The following is an 18,181-nucleotide window of genomic DNA, read 5'->3' as shown; positions in this document are numbered from 1 at the left end:
CATGCAGAGCGTAACTGTCCGCTGGCAGTTATGGATTGTCGCCTTTGGCTTCTTTATGCAGGCGCTGGATACCACGATCGTCAACACGGCGATCCCGTCAATGGCTCAGGATCTGGGCGTGAGCCCGCTGCATATGCATTCGGTCATTGTCGCGTATGTGTTAACGGTGGCGGTGACGCTGCCGCTGAGCGGCTGGCTGGCCGATCGGTTTGGCGTCAGAAATATCTTCTTTAGCGCCATCGTTTTGTTTAGCCTGGGATCGCTGATGTGCGGGTTATCGAATACGCTGGATCAGCTGCTCGTCGCGCGGGTACTGCAGGGCATCGGCGGCGCCATGATGGTGCCGGTGGGTCGCCTGACGGTGATGCGCATTGTGCCGCGCGATCAGTATATGTCTGCAATGACATTCGTCACCCTGCCCGGCCAGGTGGGTCCGCTCCTGGGTCCGGCGCTTGGCGGAGTGCTGGTGGAATATGCCAGCTGGCACTGGATTTTCCTGATTAATATCCCGGTTGGTGTGATCGGCGCCATCGCCACCTTAAAGCTGTTACCCAACTACGCCATGCCGCCACGACGCTTCGATTTTCTGGGTTTTATCCTGCTGGCAGTCGGTATGGCAACCCTGACGCTGGCCCTGGATGGTCAGCGCAGCAGCGGCGGCTCTGCGTTGTTGCTGGCGGCGATGATTCTGACAGGGATGGGGTCACTGCTGTTTTACCTGTTACATGCGCGCCATAACGACGATGCGCTGTTTAGCCTGAAGCTGTTTGATAATCGGGTGTTCTCTATTGGCTTACTCGGTAGCCTGGCGGGCCGCATCGGCAGCGGAATGTTGCCGTTTATGACGCCGCTTTTTTTACAGATTGGCATGGGTTTCAGCCCATTTCATGCCGGTTTGATGATGATTGCGATGGTACTGGGGAATATGGGCATGAAACGCATCGTGGTCCGTATCGTTAACCTGTTTGGCTACCGCAACGTGCTGGTAGGATCGACGGTGGGCCTGGCGCTGGTGGTCTTACTGTTTCCGCTGGTGGCGATGCTGGGCTGGACAGCCATGTTGCCGCTGGTGTTGTTTCTGCAGGGCATGGTGAATGCCATTCGCTTCTCCTCAATGAATACGCTGACGCTAAAGGAGCTGCCGGATGAACTGGCCTCCAGCGGCAACAGTCTGTTATCCATGATCATGCAGCTATCCATGAGTATCGGCGTTACCGTTGCGGGCCTGCTGCTGGGCGCCTTCGGCCAGTCGGCGCTGGGGCACCACGGGCTAAGCCATCAGGCCTTTATCTACGTTTATCTCTGTATGGCCCTGATTATTATTCTGCCTGCGCTGGTGTTCTGGCGCGTTCCGAGAGAAGAGAGTAAAAGCGTCGATCTGCGGCGCCGGAGAAGTGAATGAGATCGTTTCTGCGCGTTGGCATTGGTGCCAAGCTGTTTATGGCTATTTTCTCCACCTGCATGCTGGTGCTGATCACCATGCACTGGGGCGTCAGGCTGAGTTTTGAGCATGGCTTCGTAGACTATATTAAACGTGGGAATGAACAGCGACTGAATTTGCTGGGTGCAGCGCTGGCCGATCAGTATGAGCAGCATGGCAACTGGGACTTTCTGCGTAATAATGACCGACTGATTTTTACTATGCTGCGATCGCTGGAACAAAATCCTGACAGCAGTAATCAGCTTCCGCCGCACGGCTGGCGAACCCAGTTCTGGGTGCTCGATCAGCAGTACAAAGTGATGGTAGGCCCACGTTCACAGGTGCCGCCAGAAGGCATACGTCACAACATCACCACCAGCAACGGCAAAATCGTGGGCTGGATAATCAGCTCCCCGCCTGAACGCCTGACGCGCAGTACCGATATTAATTTTGATCAGCAACAGCGACGAACCAGCTGGTATATCGTTGGCCTCTCTACCCTGCTTGCCGCGCTGGTGACCTGGCTGATGGCGCGGGGCCTGCTGGCGCCGGTCAAAAGGCTGGTGGACGGCACGCATCATCTTGCCGAAGGGAATTTAGCCACCCGGGTTGAGGTCAGCAGTCAGGATGAGCTGGGTCAGTTGGCCCATGACTTTAATCTGCTGGCCAGCTCACTGGAGAAAAATGAAAGTATGCGCCGGGCATTTATGGCCGATATCTCCCATGAGTTACGCACGCCGTTGGCAATTTTACGCGGTGAACTGGAAGCCATGCAGGATGGCGTTCGTAAGCTGACGCCCGACGCTATTACCTCACTGCAAAGTGAGGTTGCCCTGTTAACCAAGCTGGTTGACGATTTACATCAGCTTTCTCTTTCTGACGTCGGCGCGCTGGCCTACCGCAAGCAGGCGACGGATCTGGTGCAGCTTATTGAGGTCAGCGCAGGCAACTTTACTGAGCGCTACCGGGCTCATGATTTAAGGCTGCATCTGGACATGCCTGAAGAAGCCCCCTTCTTTGGCGATCCCGATCGCCTGATGCAACTGTTTATCAACCTGCTGGAAAACAGCCTGCGTTACACCGATGCCGGTGGCGAGGTCCGGGTACGTCTTTGGTATGACGCGCCCTACTGGCGAGTCATTATTGAAGACAGCGCACCCGGGGTGGATGGCGAGCAGCAGGCCAAAATTTTCGAGCGTTTTTTCCGTACCGAAGGCTCACGCAATCGCGCCAGCGGCGGCTCGGGGCTGGGCCTGGCTATCTGTAAAAACATCGTTGATGCGCATGGCGGCACGATAACCGCAACGCACGCTGATTTAGGTGGACTGAAAATCGCGCTACAATTGCGTTATGTTCCTCCCGTTTAGAAGACTATGAATCAGGAAAATGCTTATCCGCTGATCCTTGTGGTTGAAGATGAACCCAAGCTGGCACAACTGATGATTGATTATTTACAGGCATCTAACTACCGGACGCATCACCTGGCGCACGGCAATGAAGTACTGGATTATGTTAACCAGACGCCGCCCGATCTTATCCTGCTGGATTTGATGCTGCCAGGTAAAGACGGGCTGACGCTGTGCCGTGAAATCCTGCGCGACTCTGAACTGCCGATTATTATGGTGACCGCGCGTTCGGAAGAGATCGATCGCCTGCTCGGCCTTGAAATTGGCGCAGACGACTATGTCTGTAAGCCATTCAGTCCGCGGGAAGTGGTTGCGCGCGTCAAAACCATTTTGCGTCGCGTCAAACGCTCGCCAGAAGATGCGCCGGTCGCCTCGCTGCTGAAAGTGCACGAAAGCCGCTTTCAGGCCAGCTGGCGCGATGAGCCCCTCGATTTAACCCCCGCTGAATTTCGCTTGTTAAAAACGCTGTCCCTTGAGCCGGGGAAAGTCTTTTCCCGTGAGCAACTGTTAAACCATCTTTATGATGATTATCGCGTGGTCACCGACCGCACCATCGACAGCCATATCAAGAACCTGCGCAGGAAGCTGGAAAATCTGGACAGCGAGCAGCCCTTCATCCGCGCGGTGTACGGCATGGGCTATCGTTGGGAAGCCGATATCTGTCATTTGATTTAGATTGATTCAGATCAATTTACTTCCTTTTTCTCACTGCCTACAATTCCGCACCTTTTGCAGGGTTTAGCCCTGCACGTGCCGCCCAGGCGGCATGCTGACCTGATATCAGTGAGTTCATCATGAAACCAGAATTGCTTTCTCCAGCCGGGACGCTGAAGAATATGCGTTACGCCTTTGCCTACGGCGCGGACGCCGTGTATGCCGGCCAGCCGCGCTACAGCCTGCGCGTGCGTAACAACGAATTCAGCCATGAAAACCTGGCGAAGGGCATTAATGAAGCCCATGAACTGGGTAAAAAGTTTTACGTCGTTGTGAATATTGCCCCGCATAACGCCAAGCTGAAAACCTTTATCCGCGACTTAACGCCGGTGATTGAGATGCAGCCGGACGCGTTGATTATGTCCGATCCCGGATTAATCATGCTGGTGCGTGAGGCGTTTCCGTCCATGCCCATTCACTTATCCGTGCAGGCCAATGCCGTCAACTGGGCAACGGTGAAGTTCTGGCAGCAGATGGGGCTAAGTCGGGTGATTTTGTCACGTGAACTGTCGCTGGAAGAGATCGCCGAGATTCGCCAGCAGGTGCCTGAAATGGAGCTGGAAGTGTTCGTACACGGTGCGCTGTGTATGGCCTATTCCGGGCGCTGCCTGCTTTCCGGTTACATGAATAAGCGCGATCCTAACCAGGGAACCTGCACCAATGCCTGCCGCTGGGAATACCAGTTGCAGGAGGCTAAGCAGGACGAGGTGGGGAATATTGTTGAAATCCATCAGCCGGTTACCGTGCAGGACGTGACGCCAACCCTGGGCATCGGCCAACCCAGCGACAAGGTCTTTCTGCTGGAAGAGAAGATGAAACCCGGTGAGATGATGAGTGCCTTTGAGGATGAGCACGGCACCTACATTATGAATTCGAAAGACTTGCGTGCTGTGGCGCATGTTGAACGGCTCAGCCAGATGGGCGTTCACTCATTGAAAATTGAAGGCCGCACCAAATCCTACTATTACTGTGCTCGCACTGCTCAGGTCTATCGCAAAGCCATTGACGATGCCGCCGAGGGCAAACCTTTTAATCCCGCTCTGCTGGAAACGCTGGAGGGCCTGGCGCATCGCGGCTACACCGAAGGCTTTTTACGCCGTCATACCCATGACAGCTACCAGAATTACCAGAACGGCTATTCCATCTCGGAACGTCAGCAGTTTGTTGGCGAATTCAGCGGCGAGCTGCGTGATGGCTGGGCGGAAGTGGTGGTGAAAAATAAATTTGCCCTGCACGACAGCCTGGAGATCATGACGCCCGCCGGCAACCTGATTTGTACGCTGGATGCCCTGCAAAACAGCCGGGGCGAGCCGACGGAGGTGGCGCCAGGAGACGGACATCGCGTCTGGATGAAGGTGCCGCCTGATGTTGATCTGCAATTTGCGTTGCTGCTGCGCAACTTTACTGTGGGTCAGGATACTCGCGATCCGCACGCCACGCGCGTGCCAGCTTGACACGTTTTGACAAAAGCAAGAGTAGGATCACAGACGGCTTAATTTTGCTGTTCTATAGTGCTGCCTGCTACCAATGAGCAACAATTATCAGCAGCTGTAACTGGATCCACCTCATTCACCCGCCCGGCTCCCCCGTGCGGGTTTTCTTTTTCTCCTTTTCGCCAATCATTTTTCTTCTCCGGCTATGCTATAACCATTCACTACGCTTTAGATCTCCAAGGAACAGATAATGGACAAACAATCGCTTACGCTGCTGATCCTCAACGGTAAAGGCGCAGGCAATGATGATCTACGTGAAGCGGTCACTAAGCTGCGCGATGAGGGCTACAACATTGCCGTGCGCGTGACGTATGAAAAAGGCGACGGCGAGCGCTACGTCGAGGAAGCCCTGGAATTACAGGCTGAGACCGTGGTGGCAGGCGGCGGCGATGGCACCGTCAATGAAATCGCCACCGCCCTGGCGTCCGTCAACGTCGCCGACCGTCCTGTCTTAGGCATTATTCCCCTGGGGACGGCCAACGATTTTGCGACCAGCGTCGGCATTCCTGAAGAAATCGAGCCTGCGTTGCGTCTGGCGATTCAGGGCAAGGCCTACGATATCGACCTGGCCCGGGTGAATCAGCATCACTACTTTATTAACATGGCGACCGGCGGCTTCGGTACGCGTATCACCACTGAAACGCCGGAAAAACTCAAATCAGCCCTGGGTGGCGTGTCCTACTTCATTCACGGGCTGATGCGCATGGACACGCTCAAGCCGGACAGCTGTGAAATCACCGGACCTGATTTTAGCTGGCAGGGCGATGCGCTGGTCATTGGCATTGGTAACGGCCGTCAGGCTGGCGGCGGTCAGCGTTTGTGTCCCGCTGCGTTGATCAACGACGGCCTGCTCGACATCAGCGTGGTCACCGCGCAGGAGTTACTGCCTACTTTGCTGCACTCACTGACCGGCGGCGATGAGGACAATCCCAGCATTATTTCCACCCGTTTATCGTCCCTGACGATCCGCTCATCGCATGAGATGACGTTTAATCTGGATGGTGAACCGCTGTCCGGACAGGAATTTACGATTGATATTATGCCAGGTGCGCTAAGCTGTCGCCTGCCACCGCAGTGCGCGTTGCTGAGCTAAGTTAACCGGGAGTGAAGACTCCCGGCTTAGATGTAAACAGTTCGTGATTGCATTCACAAATTCATCACGCCAACTTGTATGGTAGTCGCGGGGCGCGTAATTTTTCATCCTTACCGCCGGAATGGCCTGTCGCTCCCTCCGCCACAAGGATGCATGATGCTGCAAACTGACCACCTTCCCGCTGATGTTAAGCGCCCCGTCTACGACCGTAGCCAGCTTAAAACCCGAATGATACACATCGGGTTTGGTGCCTTTCATCGCGCCCACCAGGCGTTATGCAGCGATAAACTGGCTGAGCTGGGCAGCGACTGGGGTTACTGCGAGGTAAATTTGAACAGCGGCGCTCTTATTCAGGCGCTGCGGGAACAGGACCTGCTCTACACGCTGACCGAGAAGAGCGACGATGCTGTAGAAACCCGCGTAATCGGCATTATCACCTCCGCATTGCACGGCAAAACGGACGGTATCGAGGCCGTCATTGAGGCGCTGTGTCAGCCTGACGTGGCGATTGTATCAATGACCGTGACAGAGAAAGGCTACTGTCACCTGCCCGCCAGCGGCGACCTTGACGTTCAGCACGCGGATATTCAGCACGATCTGGCACATCCGGACCAGCCGCACTCTCTGCCGGGTCTGATTGTCGCGGCAATCCGCCGCCGCCGTGAACGGGGAGTCGCGCCATTTAGCGTAATGTCCTGCGACAATATGCCCGAAAACGGCCGCGTGACCCGTAATGTCGTGATGCAGTTGGCCCGGCAGTACGATGCCACTCTGGCTGACTATATCCAACATAACCTCACCTTTCCCTCCACCATGGTGGATCGTATCGTGCCCGCCATGAATGACGCGGCATTCGACGCCCTGCGCCAGCGCATCGGTTCACAGGATCCGGTCGCCGTTGAAGCTGAACCTTTTTTCCAGTGGGTAATCGAGGACCATTTTGTCAGCGGCCGCCCGGACTGGGATAAAGCGGGCGCTCAACTGGTGCAGGATGTTCTGCCGTTTGAGCAGATGAAGTTGCGCATGCTCAATGGCAGCCATTCGTTTTTAGCTTACCTTGGCTATCTTGCCGGTTACGAACACATCAGCGACTGTATGGCTGATGATGCGTTTCGCGCAGCGGCACGGGCGCTGATGGTCAATGAGCAGGCACCCACACTGACCATTCAGGATGTCGATTTATCCGCCTATGCCGATGCGCTTATCGCCCGATTTGCCAATCGGGCGATTAAGCATCGGACTTATCAGATTGCGACCGACGGGACCCAGAAGCTCCCCCAGCGCTTTCTCGACAGCCTGCGTTGGCATCTGGACCACGGCACGCCATGTCCGTTGCTGCTGCTGGGCATCGCGGCCTGGATGCGCTATGTCAGCGCAGTGGATGAGAAAGGCGAGCCCATCGAGATCCGCGATCCGCTGAGCGCACAACTGGCCACTTGCGTGGCGGAAAGTGATGACGGTGAAGCTCGCGTGCGGGCGTTACTCAACATCAGCAGGGTATTTGGCGACGACCTTGCTCAAAACGATGCGCTGGTGAAACAGCTTACCGCCTGTTACCTGCAGCTTGCCGCTCAGGGAGCCCGTGCCAGCGTCCAGCGGGCGATAGCCGGTCCTGAGGTCTGATGCGATCGCCTGATGCCAGGCCGAAGATAAAACGGACAGCGATATGACACTCTCTTACACCATTACCACCAGCGAACCGGTGAATCAGCAGGTTTACCGCTATCTGCGCCGCGATATCGTGACGTGCGTCATTCAGCCTGGCGCGCTGCTCTCGGAAAAAGAGGTTTCTGCCCGATTTAACCTCTCACGTCAGCCGGTGCGGGAAGCCTTTATCAAGCTCGCGGAAGCCGGTCTGGTTCAGATCCTGCCGCAGCGCGGCACCTTTGTGCGCAGGATCTCAGCTAAACGGGTCGAAGATGGTCGTTTCATTCGTGAGGCCGTGGAGATTGCCGTGGTCCGTCGCGCTGCTGAGGAAATCGCAGAGTCAGGGCTGATGGCGCTGGAGCATAACCTGCAGCTGCAACGCATCACCGCTGCCCGTGGCGACAGCCAGATGTTCTTAAGACTGGACGATGAGTTTCATCGCCTCATCGCTGAGAGCATCGGCTGTCCACTGGCGTGGGAAACGGTTGAAAACATCAAAGCCACCATGGACCGGGTACGCTATTTAACCCTGAATGACGTTGCGCCCGCTGAAACCCTGATAGAACAGCATGATGCTATTTTTGCGGCGCTGAAGGCAAAGGATCCCGGCAAGGCTGAGGCGGCGTTGCGCCATCATTTGCAGGCCATGATGTTTTCGATCACCCCCGTCATCAGACAAAACAGCGCCTGGTTTGAAGAGGATTAACGCCTTGCCAGTCTGCAAGGCGAAACACGATGGGCTACCACCACTGATGGAAATGGTGCACCGGCCCAATTCCGTTGCCCACTTCCAGCGAATCTGCCGCCAGTAATGCCTGCTGCAGCCAGGCTTTCGCTTCACCGATCGTCGCTTCCCAGCTGTCATGCCGGGGACGTAAGGCCGCGAGCGCGGCGGACAGCGTACAGCCGGTGCCGTGCGTATGTCGCGTGTTTACCCGTACGCTGCTAAAGCGCTGGCGCCCTGCTCGTGTCAGCAGCCAGTCCGGGCTTTCATCACCCTCGAGATGACCGCCCTTCATCAGCACGGCCTGGCAACCCAGCGCCAGTAGCGCTTCGCCCTGGTTGAGCATCTCATCTTCATTGAGGGCAACCTGGCATCCCAGCAGTGCGGCGGCTTCGGGCAGGTTTGGCGTAATCAATGACACCTGTGGCAATAAGCGCTCTCGCACGCAGGCAATCGCATCCGGATTCAGCAGGGCATCGCCGCTTTTAGCCACCATCACCGTATCCAGCACCACAAAGGGAATTTTCCGCCGCTGAAGGCTATGAGCCACCCGCTCGACAATTTCTGTTTCAGACAGCATGCCAATCTTCGCACTGTCGATACGCACATCATCCAGCACCGAGTCCAGTTGGGCGGTCACAAACTCTGGCGCAACAGGGTATAGCGACTGCACGCCGCAGGTATTCTGCGCCACCAGCGCCGTAATCACACTGGTACCGTACGCGCCCAGTGCAGAGAAGGTTTTCAGATCGGCCTGGATACCGGCCCCGCCGCTGGGATCGGTCCCTGCAATCGTCAGGGCATTAATGCGTTTCATCAGGTGCCTCCAGCGTCCAGAGTGCATCCAGGAAAGCAGGCGCAAAGCTACCCGGCCCCTCTGCATCCTGCGCGGCCTTTTCTCCAGCCAGCGCCATCACCCGACAGGCGCAGGCGATGTTGATCAGTCGGTCACCTGGCAAACAGGCAAAGGCCGCAACCACCGCTGAAAGCGCACAGCCGGTGCCGACCACCCGCGTCATTAACGGCGAGCCGCCCGTGATCGACCATGTGCGCTGTCCATCGGTGACATAGTCGACTTCGCCGGTCACGACGACACAGGTATGAAAGGCTTTTGCCAGCTGTTGGGCAGCCTGCAGTGCGGCTTCGGCCGAGTGCAGGCTGTCAACACCGCGTCCGCCTTCTGCCTGCTGCGCCAGCGCCAGAATCTCTGAGGCATTGCCGCGTACCACTGCAGGCGACTGCGCGAGTAGCTGCTTACAAAACGCGGTGCGCAGCGTCAGCGCGCCGACCGCCACCGGATCCAGTGTCCAGGGCGTGCCCGCCTGGTTTGCTGCCCGCACCGCAGCCTGCATCGCCTGCTTACGATCGTGGGTTAGCGTGCCGACATTGATAAGCAGCGCATCGGCAACCGCGCTAAACTGCGCCGCTTCTTCAGCGTCGATGACCATGGCCGGAGAGGCATTAAGGGCGAGTAAAACGTTAGCCGTTAGCGTTTGCACCACATCGTTGGTCATACAGTGCACCAGCGGTGACTGACGGCGAAACTGTTGCAGAATGGGCGCGCATTGCGCATCAGAAAGGTGTTGCGGTTGATGTGTCATCAGAGCTCCCAACCGGCGGACAAGAAGGCGAATGCGGTCAGGCATCAGACTTCCCTACGCTGGCATTATCCAGATCAGGTAATACGGGTATTTCTCAGCCTTCACAAAGAAGGGCACCCCGAGTCGTGTTACGGACAAAAGCTTAAGTAAGCGCTCTGATTTAAGCAAGGCTCTTATTATTTTTTCGATTTGATATGCAAAGCTTTTGCATGATCTCGATCAACCACCAACTTCACAAAAAAAGGCTTAATGCTGCGGGCTCTACATTTACACGTGATAGCCGTGAAAGCCGTTTCGCTATTTAACAATAATATTCGCCCCAGTTACATCATCTATTAATAAATTAAACCTGCCAAAAACATCGCACCTTAAAAGTAAACGCATAAACGTAAAAAACAAATAAACAGAACACTTCATACTTTACAGGAAGCATGATGCGATTCTTAGCGCTTATACCTCATCGTCACCGATGGACCGACATTAGCATCACCCGTCAGGGTGCGGTTTCTCCTTCTGGCCGATATTATTATTCCACCTATCTTTCTGCCCGCTGCCAACGTTGCGATACGGTTATCCATCGGGTTTATTACCGCGATATCAGTGATGATCAGGCGCGTCGCTGGCTGGGATGATCTGGCTGACCGCGCGCCCTGTTTTGCCAGGTTACGTGGTTGAAGCAATTTGATAGTCTTGCGGTTACTGAGTCACTGGATTGCTTACACTTATGCCATTCCTGCTGGATACACTAGGACACCAGATCTACCTTTCCGCCCCGCTGTTTATCCTGATTTTTCTGGGATTCTGCCTAATACGGTTTGGCAGATGGCCCGTTACCGTCAGCGAAGGCTTGAACCGTTTTGTGTTCAATGTCGCCCTGCCCTGCATGCTGTTTCGCATCATGAGTGACTTTTATAACAGTCCACCGGTCGATGTGCGCCTGCTGCTGGCGTTTTTTGGCAGTTGCCTGTTGGTCTTCATTGTTGGACGGATTGTCGCATCGCGCCTGTTTCAGTTGGATGGCGTAGCCGGATCGGTTTTTGCCCTGGGCGGCGTGTTCTCGAACAACGTGATGCTGGGGATTCCGGTTGCTACCGTCCTGCTTGGTCAAGCGGCACTCCCCTCCGTCGCGCTGGTGCTGGTGTTTAACAGCCTGATTCTCTGGACCTTGCTGACAGTATCGGTGGAGTGGTCCAGACAGGGCAGTTTTTCACTTGGGGGCTTTAAACGAACCTTGATCAGCGTGCTGAAAAATCCATTGATTATCGGTATTTTGTCCGGCACGGCCTGGAGTCTGCTACAGCGGCCGCTTCCCGTTATTGCTGCTGAACCGCTACGCATGCTGGCATCGATTGCCGCGCCTCTGTCCCTGATTACCCTTGGCATGAGCCTGGCGCACTACCGGATTCGGGAAGGCTTAAAAGAGAGTTACACCATCTGTGCGTTGAAACTGATTTTGCAACCGCTGTGCGTCTGGGCTATTGCCTGGCTGACCGGGTTACCCGCGCTGGAAAGCAAAGTGGTGGTGCTGCTGGGATCCATGGCGGTGGGCGTGAACGTCTATCTGATGTCGCAGAAATTTAATGTGATAACCGGACCGACGGCCGCGAGCATGCTGTTTTCCACGCTTTTTGCTGCCATTACTACACCGTTATGGATGATGTTGATGACGCTGGCCGGATATTAAAAAGCCCCGTAACGCAGGTTACAGGGCTTTCGTCTCACGCGTAAAACTTAGTGCGCAGGCTGGGTGCGAATCAGGTAATCAAACGCGCTTAGTGAGGCTTTTGATCCTTCACCGCTGGCGATGATGATCTGCTTATAAGGAACGGTGGTGCAGTCCCCTGCGGCGAAAACGCCTTTCAGGCTGGTTTCGCATTTCGCATCGATCATGATTTCGCCCATCTTGTTGCGCTCAACCGCCCCTTCCAGCCAGTTGGTGTTAGGCAGCAGACCGATCTGCACGAAAATGCCCGACAGCGCCAGCTCATGCGTAGTCTGGTTAGTGCGATCCAGATATTGCAGACCCGTTACCTTACTGCCGTCGCCTTTCACTTCCGTGGTTTGTGCATTCAGAATCACATCCACGTTTTTCAGGCTACGCAGTTTGTCCTGCAGTACTTTATCTGCACGCATTTCACTGGCGAACTCCAGCAGCGTCACGTGTTCAACAATGCCCGCCAGATCGATTGCGGCTTCTACGCCAGAGTTACCGCCGCCAATGACCGCCGTGCGTTTGCCTTTAAACAGCGGGCCGTCGCAGTGTGGGCAGTACGTCACGCCTTTGGTACGGTATTGCTCTTCGCCAGGCACGCCCATGTTGCGCCAGCGCGCACCAGTGGCAAGGATGATACTGCGCGATTTCAGCACCGCACCTGAGGCCGTTTCAATAGCGTGCAGGCCGCCTTTCACCGCAGACGGAATCAGTTTAATCGCGCTCTGGCTGTCAATGATGTCAACGTTGTAATCATCCACGTGAGCGCGCAGGGCACCGGCCAGTTTGGCCCCTTCCGTTTTCTGCACGGAAATGTAGTTTTCAATATCGACGGTATCCAGTACCTGTCCACCAAAGCGCTCGCCCATTAACGCGGTGCGAATCCCTTTACGTGCGGAGTAAATAGCTGCGGCGGCGCCCGCCGGACCGCTGCCCACGATCAGAACCTCGTAAGCCTCACGCTTGTTCAGCTCTTCTGCGGCACGCTTATCTGCATTGGTGTCGACTTTACTGACAATCTCGGCGAGGCTCATGCGGCCCTGACCGAATTCTTTGCCATTCAGATAGACAGCGGGCACGCCCATCACATTGCGTTCCTGAATCTCATTCTGGAACAGGCCACCGTCAATGGCGGTGTGGCTGATGCGTGGGTTTAACACCGCCATCAGGTTTAATGCCTGCACCACATCCGGACAGTTGTGGCACGACAGTGAATAATAGGTTTCGAAATGGAAATCCCCATCCAGCGCCGCAATCTGGTCGAGCAGACTTTGCGCTTCTTTAGAGGGATGCCCACCGGTCTGTAGCAGTGCCAGGACCAGTGAGGTAAATTCATGACCCAGCGGCGAACCGGCAAAACGCGGCCCCTGATTAGCGCCTGGGTTAGTAATTAAAAACGAGGGCTTACGCACCTGACGATCGTTCTCTTCACGAAAGCTGACCTTGTCAGACAGGCTCGCGATATCGACCAACAGATTGCGAATCTCCGTTGATTTCGCGCCATCATCCAGCGTCGCAATCAACTCCACAGGCTTGGTGAGTTTCTCAAGATAGGCTTTGAGCTGTGTTTTTAAATTGGTATCAAGCATAGTGAGTTCCTGGTCAAAAAATCGGGTGCCGCAGCACCCGATGAGAAAATGATCGACGTATCGATGCGAAATTAGATTTTGCCAACCAGGTCCAGAGACGGTGCCAGAGTGGCATCACCTTCTTTCCATTTCGCCGGGCACACTTCACCTGGGTGAGACGCCACGTACTGTGCCGCTTTCACTTTGCGCAGCAGATCAGAGGCGTCACGGCCGATACCTTCAGCAGTGATTTCTACTGCCTGGATCACGCCCTGTGGATCAACGATAAACGTACCACGATCCGCCAGGCCTTCGTCTTCGCGCATGATGTCGAAGTTGCGGGTCAGCGCGCCAGTTGGGTCACCAATCATCGCATATTTGATTTTCGCGATGGTGTCGGAAGAACCGTGCCAGGCTTTGTGGGTAAAGTGGGTATCGGTAGACACGGAATAGATGTCCACGCCCATTTTCTGGAACTCTTCGTAGTGATCCGCTACGTCGCCCAGTTCGGTTGGGCACACGAAAGTGAAGTCAGCTGGATAGAAGAAGAAAACACTCCATTTACCTTCAACGTCTTTCTCGGTTACATCAATGAATTCGCCGTTTTTGAATGCGCTGTTTTTGAACGGCTTAATTTTGGTATTGATAATGGACATGTGATGGCCTCCTTTAGAATATGTGATGCAGATTACAAATTTTTCGGGCCAACATCTAATAAGCCCTCGTTATCAATAAAATAAACGAAAGCTATCAAACGCCGATCACCTTGATCTTTCAGGGAAAAACCCGACTTTACGGCGGTAATACTCGCTGTGACATCACGTTTCACTTGCTCGTGCGTGAAATCCAGCGGCTGAAATTCTCCACCCGTTCCTGCCTCCCCGAAAGGCACCGCCCAGCAGTGTACAGTGAAAGAGATGACATTTGTTCTGCTTTTGCTTTTTTGGCAATCCCTGCCATGTTTGTTAAAAAGGATTAATGGAGCGCGATGTGCATATTCGACTGTTTACTGAGGCCGACCGCCCTTTTTTGCGAACCCTGTATCTGGCGGCGCGCCGCCATAACTGGGACTGGATTGAAAACGAGGACTGGCAGCTTGAAGATTTCGATCAGATCATCCCCGGCGAGACAGTTTTGGTTGCAGAACTGGACGGTCATCGGGTGGGGTTTGCCGGGCTGATGGAAAACGATAATTTTCTGCACAGCCTGTATGTCGATCCGGCTTATCAGGGCCGTGGCGTGGGGAGCGCGCTGCTTAATGAGGTTCAGAGGCGCTTCACCTCGACGGGCGCGCTAAAGTGCCTGGAAATGAACAAAGCCGCACAAACATTTTATTTGCAGCGCGGCTGGAAAATCATTTCACAGGGTGAGAGCGAACAGGGGAAATATGTGCTGATGCACTATCCGCAGCCATCGCTCTACACCAGCGAGGCCAGCGGGCGTTAGAGCGCGCGAAACGCGATATCGCCCGGAATCACCTCGCCCTGCCAGTAGAGCTGAGCCGCCACCCGACCGGCAAGCTGGCGATAAAGTGCCGCGAACTCGCTGTGTGGACGACGGATCACGGTGGGTTCGCCATCGTCGAGGTCTTCACGCAGGTGAATATGCAACGGCAGCTGCGCCAGTAGCCGGGTACCATAGTCATCCACCAGCCGTTGCGCGCCGCCTGTGCCGAAGATGGGCTCGTGATGACCGCACTCGCTGCAAATATGAATACTCATATTTTCCACCACGCCCAGTACCGGCACGTTCACCTTCTCAAACATCACCATCCCCTTACGCGCATCGATAAGCGCAATGTCCTGCGGCGTGGTGACCACCAGCGCGCCGGTGACCGGTACGCTTTGCGCCAGCGTAAGCTGAATGTCGCCGGTGCCCGGCGGCATATCCAGCACCAGATAATCCAGTTCTGGCCACTGGGTTTCGGTAAGCAACTGCATAAGCGCTTTACTGGCCATCGGGCCGCGCCAGACCATGGCATTATCATCTGTTACCAGATAACCGATAGAGTTGGTTGCCAGACCGTGCGACATAACAGGGGCCATATGCTTACCGTCTGGCGACGTTGGCCGCTCTTTTTCACAACCCAGCATGTTGGGCACGGACGGGCCGTAAATGTCGGCGTCCAGAATGCCTACGCGTGCCCCTTCTGCGATTAACGCCAGGGCCAGATTAACTGCCGTGCTCGATTTACCCACGCCGCCTTTGCCAGAACTCACGGCAATAATGTTCTTCACGCCGTTAACGCCAGGATGATTTTTAACCCGCTTCAGGGTGGCAATATCATGACTGAGACGCCAGTCGATAGCCTGCGCGCCACTGAGGCGCAGCAGCTCAGCACTGGTTTCTGCTTTCACCTCTTCAAACGCCCCGTTCCAGGCGAACGGCATCAGCAGTTCAATGTGCAGCGTGCCGTCCAGCAGGGCCACGTGGTGTAACGCCTTGAGTGCAATGAGGTTACGTTGAAGCGTTGGATGTTCAAAGCCGCTCAGTACGCCGGCCACAACGGCGCGTAAGGCTTCTGGTGTATGCGGTTCCCGGGATTGCGCTGTCATCCCCACTCCTTTTTCTACTAGGCCTGCGCTGTGTTTCAGCGATGTACTAACAATACTATCAGATGCCGATCGTTTCGCGGGCTGTCACGCACGGGAAATCCCTTATGTTTACGCGGCTGTGCCCATCGGTTACCATCTAAGCCCGTTTTTTTACTTAACTGAAAGCTACGCAAACTATGACTCAAGTCGCTAAAAAAATTCTGGTAACCTGCGCCCTGCCTTACGCAAACGGCTCAATTCATCTCGGCCACATGCTCGAGCATATCCAGGCGGACATTTGGGTGCGTTATCAGCGAATGCGTGGCAATCAGGTTTATTTCATCTGCGCCGATGACGCTCACGGTACGCCGATCATGCTGAAAGCCCAGCAGCTGGGTATTGCGCCGGAGCAGATGATTGCTGAAATGAAGCAGGAGCATGAAACAGATTTCGCCGGTTTCAACATCAGCTATGACAATTACCATTCCACGCATGGCGATGAGAACCGTGAGCTCGCCGGGCTGATTTACGGCCGCCTGAAAGAGAACGGTTTCATTAAAAACCGGACTATCTCTCAGCTGTACGATCCGGAAAAAGGCATGTTCCTGCCTGACCGTTTTGTTAAGGGAACCTGCCCAAAATGTAAGTCACCTGACCAGTACGGCGATAACTGCGAAGTGTGCAGCGCGACCTACAGCCCGACGGAACTGATCGATCCAAAATCTGTGGTGTCGGGTGCAACACCCGTGCTGCGTGACTCGGAACACTTCTTCTTTGACCTGCCCTCATTTAGCGAAATGCTGCGTGCCTGGACCCGTTCAGGCGCCCTGCAGGAGCAGGTTGCGAATAAAATGCAAGAGTGGTTTGAGTCGGGACTGCAGCAGTGGGATATCTCGCGCGATGCGCCCTATTTTGGCTTCGAAATTCCTGGCGCGCCGGGCAAATATTTCTACGTCTGGCTGGATGCGCCTATCGGCTATATGGGGTCCTTTAAGAACCTGTGTGACAAGCGTGGTGATATCAACTTTGACGAATTCTGGCATCAGGATTCCACCACGGAGCTGTATCACTTCATCGGTAAAGACATTGTTTACTTCCACAGCCTGTTCTGGCCGGCCATGCTGGAAGGCAGCGGTTTCCGTAAGCCGACTAACCTGTTCGTGCACGGCTACGTCACCGTCAACGGTGCAAAAATGTCGAAGTCGCGTGGAACCTTTATCAAAGCCAGCACCTGGTTACAGCACCTGGATGCCGACAGCCTGCGCTACTACTATGCGGCCAAGCTCTCTTCACGCATAGACGATATCGACCTGAATCTGGAAGATTTTGTTCAGCGTGTTAATGCCGATATCGTTAACAAAGTCGTCAACCTGGCCTCACGTAATGCCGGTTTTATCACCAAACGCTTTGATGGCAAGCTCTCAGCCGAGCTGGCCGATCCGGCGCTGTATCAAACCTTCCTGGACGCATCTGAGAAGATTGGTGAGGCCTGGGCCAGCCGTGAATTTGGCCGTGCCATTCGTGAAATCATGGCACTGGCCGATCTGGCTAACCGCTATGTGGATGAGCAGGCGCCGTGGGTGGTGGCGAAGCAGGAAGGCCGCGATGCAGACCTGCAGGCCATTTGCTCAATGGGCATTAACCTGTTCCGGGTGCTGATGACCTGGCTGAAACCGGTCATGCCGTCGCTGAGCGCGCGCGCCGAAGCGTTCCTGAACACTGAACTGCACTGGGATGCCATTCAGCAACCGCTGCTGAGCCATCAGGTTGCGCCGTTCAAGGCCCTGTATGGCCGAATCGAAATGGCGAAGGTCGACGGCCTGATTGAGGCGTCAAAAGCGGATGCGGCAGACGCCAATAAACCCGCGGCGACCGGCCCGCTGGCCGATGCGCCGATTAGCGAGACGATTACCATTGATGATTTTGCTAAAGTCGATATGCGCGTGGCGCTGATTGAGAAAGCGGAATTCGTCGAAGGCTCGGACAAGCTGCTGCGTCTTGAGCTGGATCTGGGCGGCGAGAAGCGCCAGATTTTCTCCGGTATTCGTGCGGCCTATCCCGACCCGGCTGTGCTGGTTGGCAAAATGACCATCATTGTGGCGAACCTTGCGCCGCGTAAAATGCGGTTCGGCGTGTCAGAAGGCATGGTGCTGTCTGCCGGTCCCGGCGGCAAAGATCTGTTTGTCCTGTCCGTAGACAGCGGCGCGGTACCCGGCATGCCGGTGAAATAGTCCGTTGGCCATCCTCTGCGGTTTACCGCCGGGGATGGC

Annotated in this window: 16 protein-coding genes and 1 riboswitch; of the genes, 11 read left to right on the top strand and 5 right to left on the bottom strand. The window is 55.2% G+C overall.

From position 1 onward, the window contains the following. The first annotated feature begins 1 nt into the window (after position 1). From GKC68_RS07980 to GKC68_RS07950, 7 genes are all read left to right on the top strand, one after another. On the top strand, positions 2-1,402 hold the full coding sequence (locus GKC68_RS07980; protein WP_342656736.1) for an MFS transporter: 1,401 nt from the start codon (positions 2-4) through the stop codon (positions 1,400-1,402). Further along, positions 1,399-2,787 carry a two-component system sensor histidine kinase BaeS gene (gene baeS / locus GKC68_RS07975; RefSeq protein ID WP_028724892.1) on the top strand — a complete coding sequence of 463 codons (1,389 nt, stop codon included), beginning with the start codon at positions 1,399-1,401 and terminating at the stop codon, positions 2,785-2,787. Before GKC68_RS07980 ends, baeS begins: the two co-directional genes overlap by 4 nt. 6 nt (positions 2,788-2,793) lie before the next feature. After that, positions 2,794-3,501: a two-component system response regulator BaeR gene (gene baeR, locus GKC68_RS07970; RefSeq protein WP_342656735.1), complete on the top strand. Its 708-nt coding sequence runs from the start codon at positions 2,794-2,796 to the stop codon at positions 3,499-3,501. A gap of 116 nt (positions 3,502-3,617) precedes the next feature. After that, positions 3,618-4,994, top strand: a complete 1,377-nt coding sequence (gene yegQ, locus GKC68_RS07965) for a tRNA 5-hydroxyuridine modification protein YegQ (protein ID WP_064365921.1) — start codon at positions 3,618-3,620, stop codon at positions 4,992-4,994. A gap of 229 nt (positions 4,995-5,223) precedes the next feature. After that, on the top strand, positions 5,224-6,126 hold the full coding sequence (gene yegS / locus GKC68_RS07960) for a lipid kinase YegS (protein ID WP_028724894.1): 903 nt from the start codon (positions 5,224-5,226) through the stop codon (positions 6,124-6,126). A 156-nt stretch (positions 6,127-6,282) separates the two neighbouring features. Continuing rightward, the gene (locus GKC68_RS07955; RefSeq protein ID WP_342656880.1) at positions 6,283-7,749 is read left to right on the top strand and encodes a mannitol dehydrogenase family protein; all 1,467 of its coding nucleotides are present in this window, start codon (positions 6,283-6,285) and stop codon (positions 7,747-7,749) included. A gap of 43 nt (positions 7,750-7,792) precedes the next feature. Continuing rightward, complete coding sequence (locus GKC68_RS07950) at positions 7,793-8,479, top strand: GntR family transcriptional regulator (RefSeq protein ID WP_110956632.1); 687 nt, start codon at positions 7,793-7,795, stop codon at positions 8,477-8,479. 34 nt (positions 8,480-8,513) lie between these two features. On the opposite strand, the gene thiD is transcribed toward GKC68_RS07950, so the two are convergent. Both thiD and thiM read right to left on the bottom strand, forming a co-directional pair. Further along, complete coding sequence (thiD, locus tag GKC68_RS07945) at positions 8,514-9,314, bottom strand: bifunctional hydroxymethylpyrimidine kinase/phosphomethylpyrimidine kinase (protein ID WP_028724897.1); 801 nt, start codon at positions 9,312-9,314, stop codon at positions 8,514-8,516. After that, on the bottom strand, positions 9,301-10,098 hold the full coding sequence (thiM, locus tag GKC68_RS07940) for a hydroxyethylthiazole kinase (RefSeq protein WP_241492392.1): 798 nt from the start codon (positions 10,096-10,098) through the stop codon (positions 9,301-9,303). The genes thiD and thiM overlap by 14 nt, the downstream gene beginning before the upstream one ends. A gap of 34 nt (positions 10,099-10,132) precedes the next feature. Continuing rightward, positions 10,133-10,229: riboswitch (TPP riboswitch) on the bottom strand. A gap of 303 nt (positions 10,230-10,532) precedes the next feature. On the opposite strand from thiM, the gene GKC68_RS07935 reads away from it, so the two are divergent. Together GKC68_RS07935 and GKC68_RS07930 are read left to right on the top strand one after the other, a co-directional pair. Next, positions 10,533-10,730, top strand: coding sequence for a hypothetical protein (locus GKC68_RS07935; protein ID WP_014605434.1), 198 nt, complete (start codon positions 10,533-10,535; stop codon positions 10,728-10,730). A gap of 92 nt (positions 10,731-10,822) precedes the next feature. Beyond that, positions 10,823-11,782 (top strand): AEC family transporter, encoded by a 960-nt coding sequence (locus GKC68_RS07930; protein ID WP_028724899.1) that lies wholly within the window; start codon positions 10,823-10,825, stop codon positions 11,780-11,782. Positions 11,783-11,829: 47 nt separating this feature from the next. On the opposite strand, the gene ahpF is transcribed toward GKC68_RS07930, so the two are convergent. Together ahpF and ahpC are read right to left on the bottom strand one after the other, a co-directional pair. Continuing rightward, positions 11,830-13,398 (bottom strand): alkyl hydroperoxide reductase subunit F, encoded by a 1,569-nt coding sequence (gene ahpF / locus GKC68_RS07925; RefSeq protein WP_047714112.1) that lies wholly within the window; start codon positions 13,396-13,398, stop codon positions 11,830-11,832. Between the two features lie 71 nt (positions 13,399-13,469). After that, on the bottom strand, positions 13,470-14,033 hold the full coding sequence (gene ahpC / locus GKC68_RS07920) for an alkyl hydroperoxide reductase subunit C (RefSeq protein ID WP_013026408.1): 564 nt from the start codon (positions 14,031-14,033) through the stop codon (positions 13,470-13,472). A gap of 334 nt (positions 14,034-14,367) precedes the next feature. Here ahpC and GKC68_RS07915 point away from each other — a divergent pair, with 334 nt between their 5' ends. Continuing rightward, on the top strand, positions 14,368-14,823 hold the full coding sequence (locus GKC68_RS07915; protein WP_028724902.1) for a GNAT family N-acetyltransferase: 456 nt from the start codon (positions 14,368-14,370) through the stop codon (positions 14,821-14,823). Here the strand turns inward: GKC68_RS07915 and apbC are convergent. Then, a complete protein-coding gene (apbC, locus tag GKC68_RS07910) occupies positions 14,820-15,932 on the bottom strand; it encodes an iron-sulfur cluster carrier protein ApbC (RefSeq protein WP_014594102.1) in 1,113 nt (370 codons plus the stop codon). The genes GKC68_RS07915 and apbC overlap by 4 nt on opposite strands. 176 nt (positions 15,933-16,108) lie before the next feature. Here apbC and metG point away from each other — a divergent pair, with 176 nt between their 5' ends. Next, positions 16,109-18,142, top strand: coding sequence for a methionine--tRNA ligase (gene metG, locus GKC68_RS07905; protein WP_342656734.1), 2,034 nt, complete (start codon positions 16,109-16,111; stop codon positions 18,140-18,142). Positions 18,143-18,181 lie beyond the last annotated feature (39 nt).

Source organism: Pantoea sp. RSPAM1 (genome assembly GCF_038816185.1).
GTDB lineage: Bacteria > Pseudomonadota > Gammaproteobacteria > Enterobacterales > Enterobacteriaceae > Pantoea > Pantoea ananatis.
Note: the sequence above shows the minus strand (reverse complement) of the source record. Positions and strands in the feature narration are given on the sequence as shown.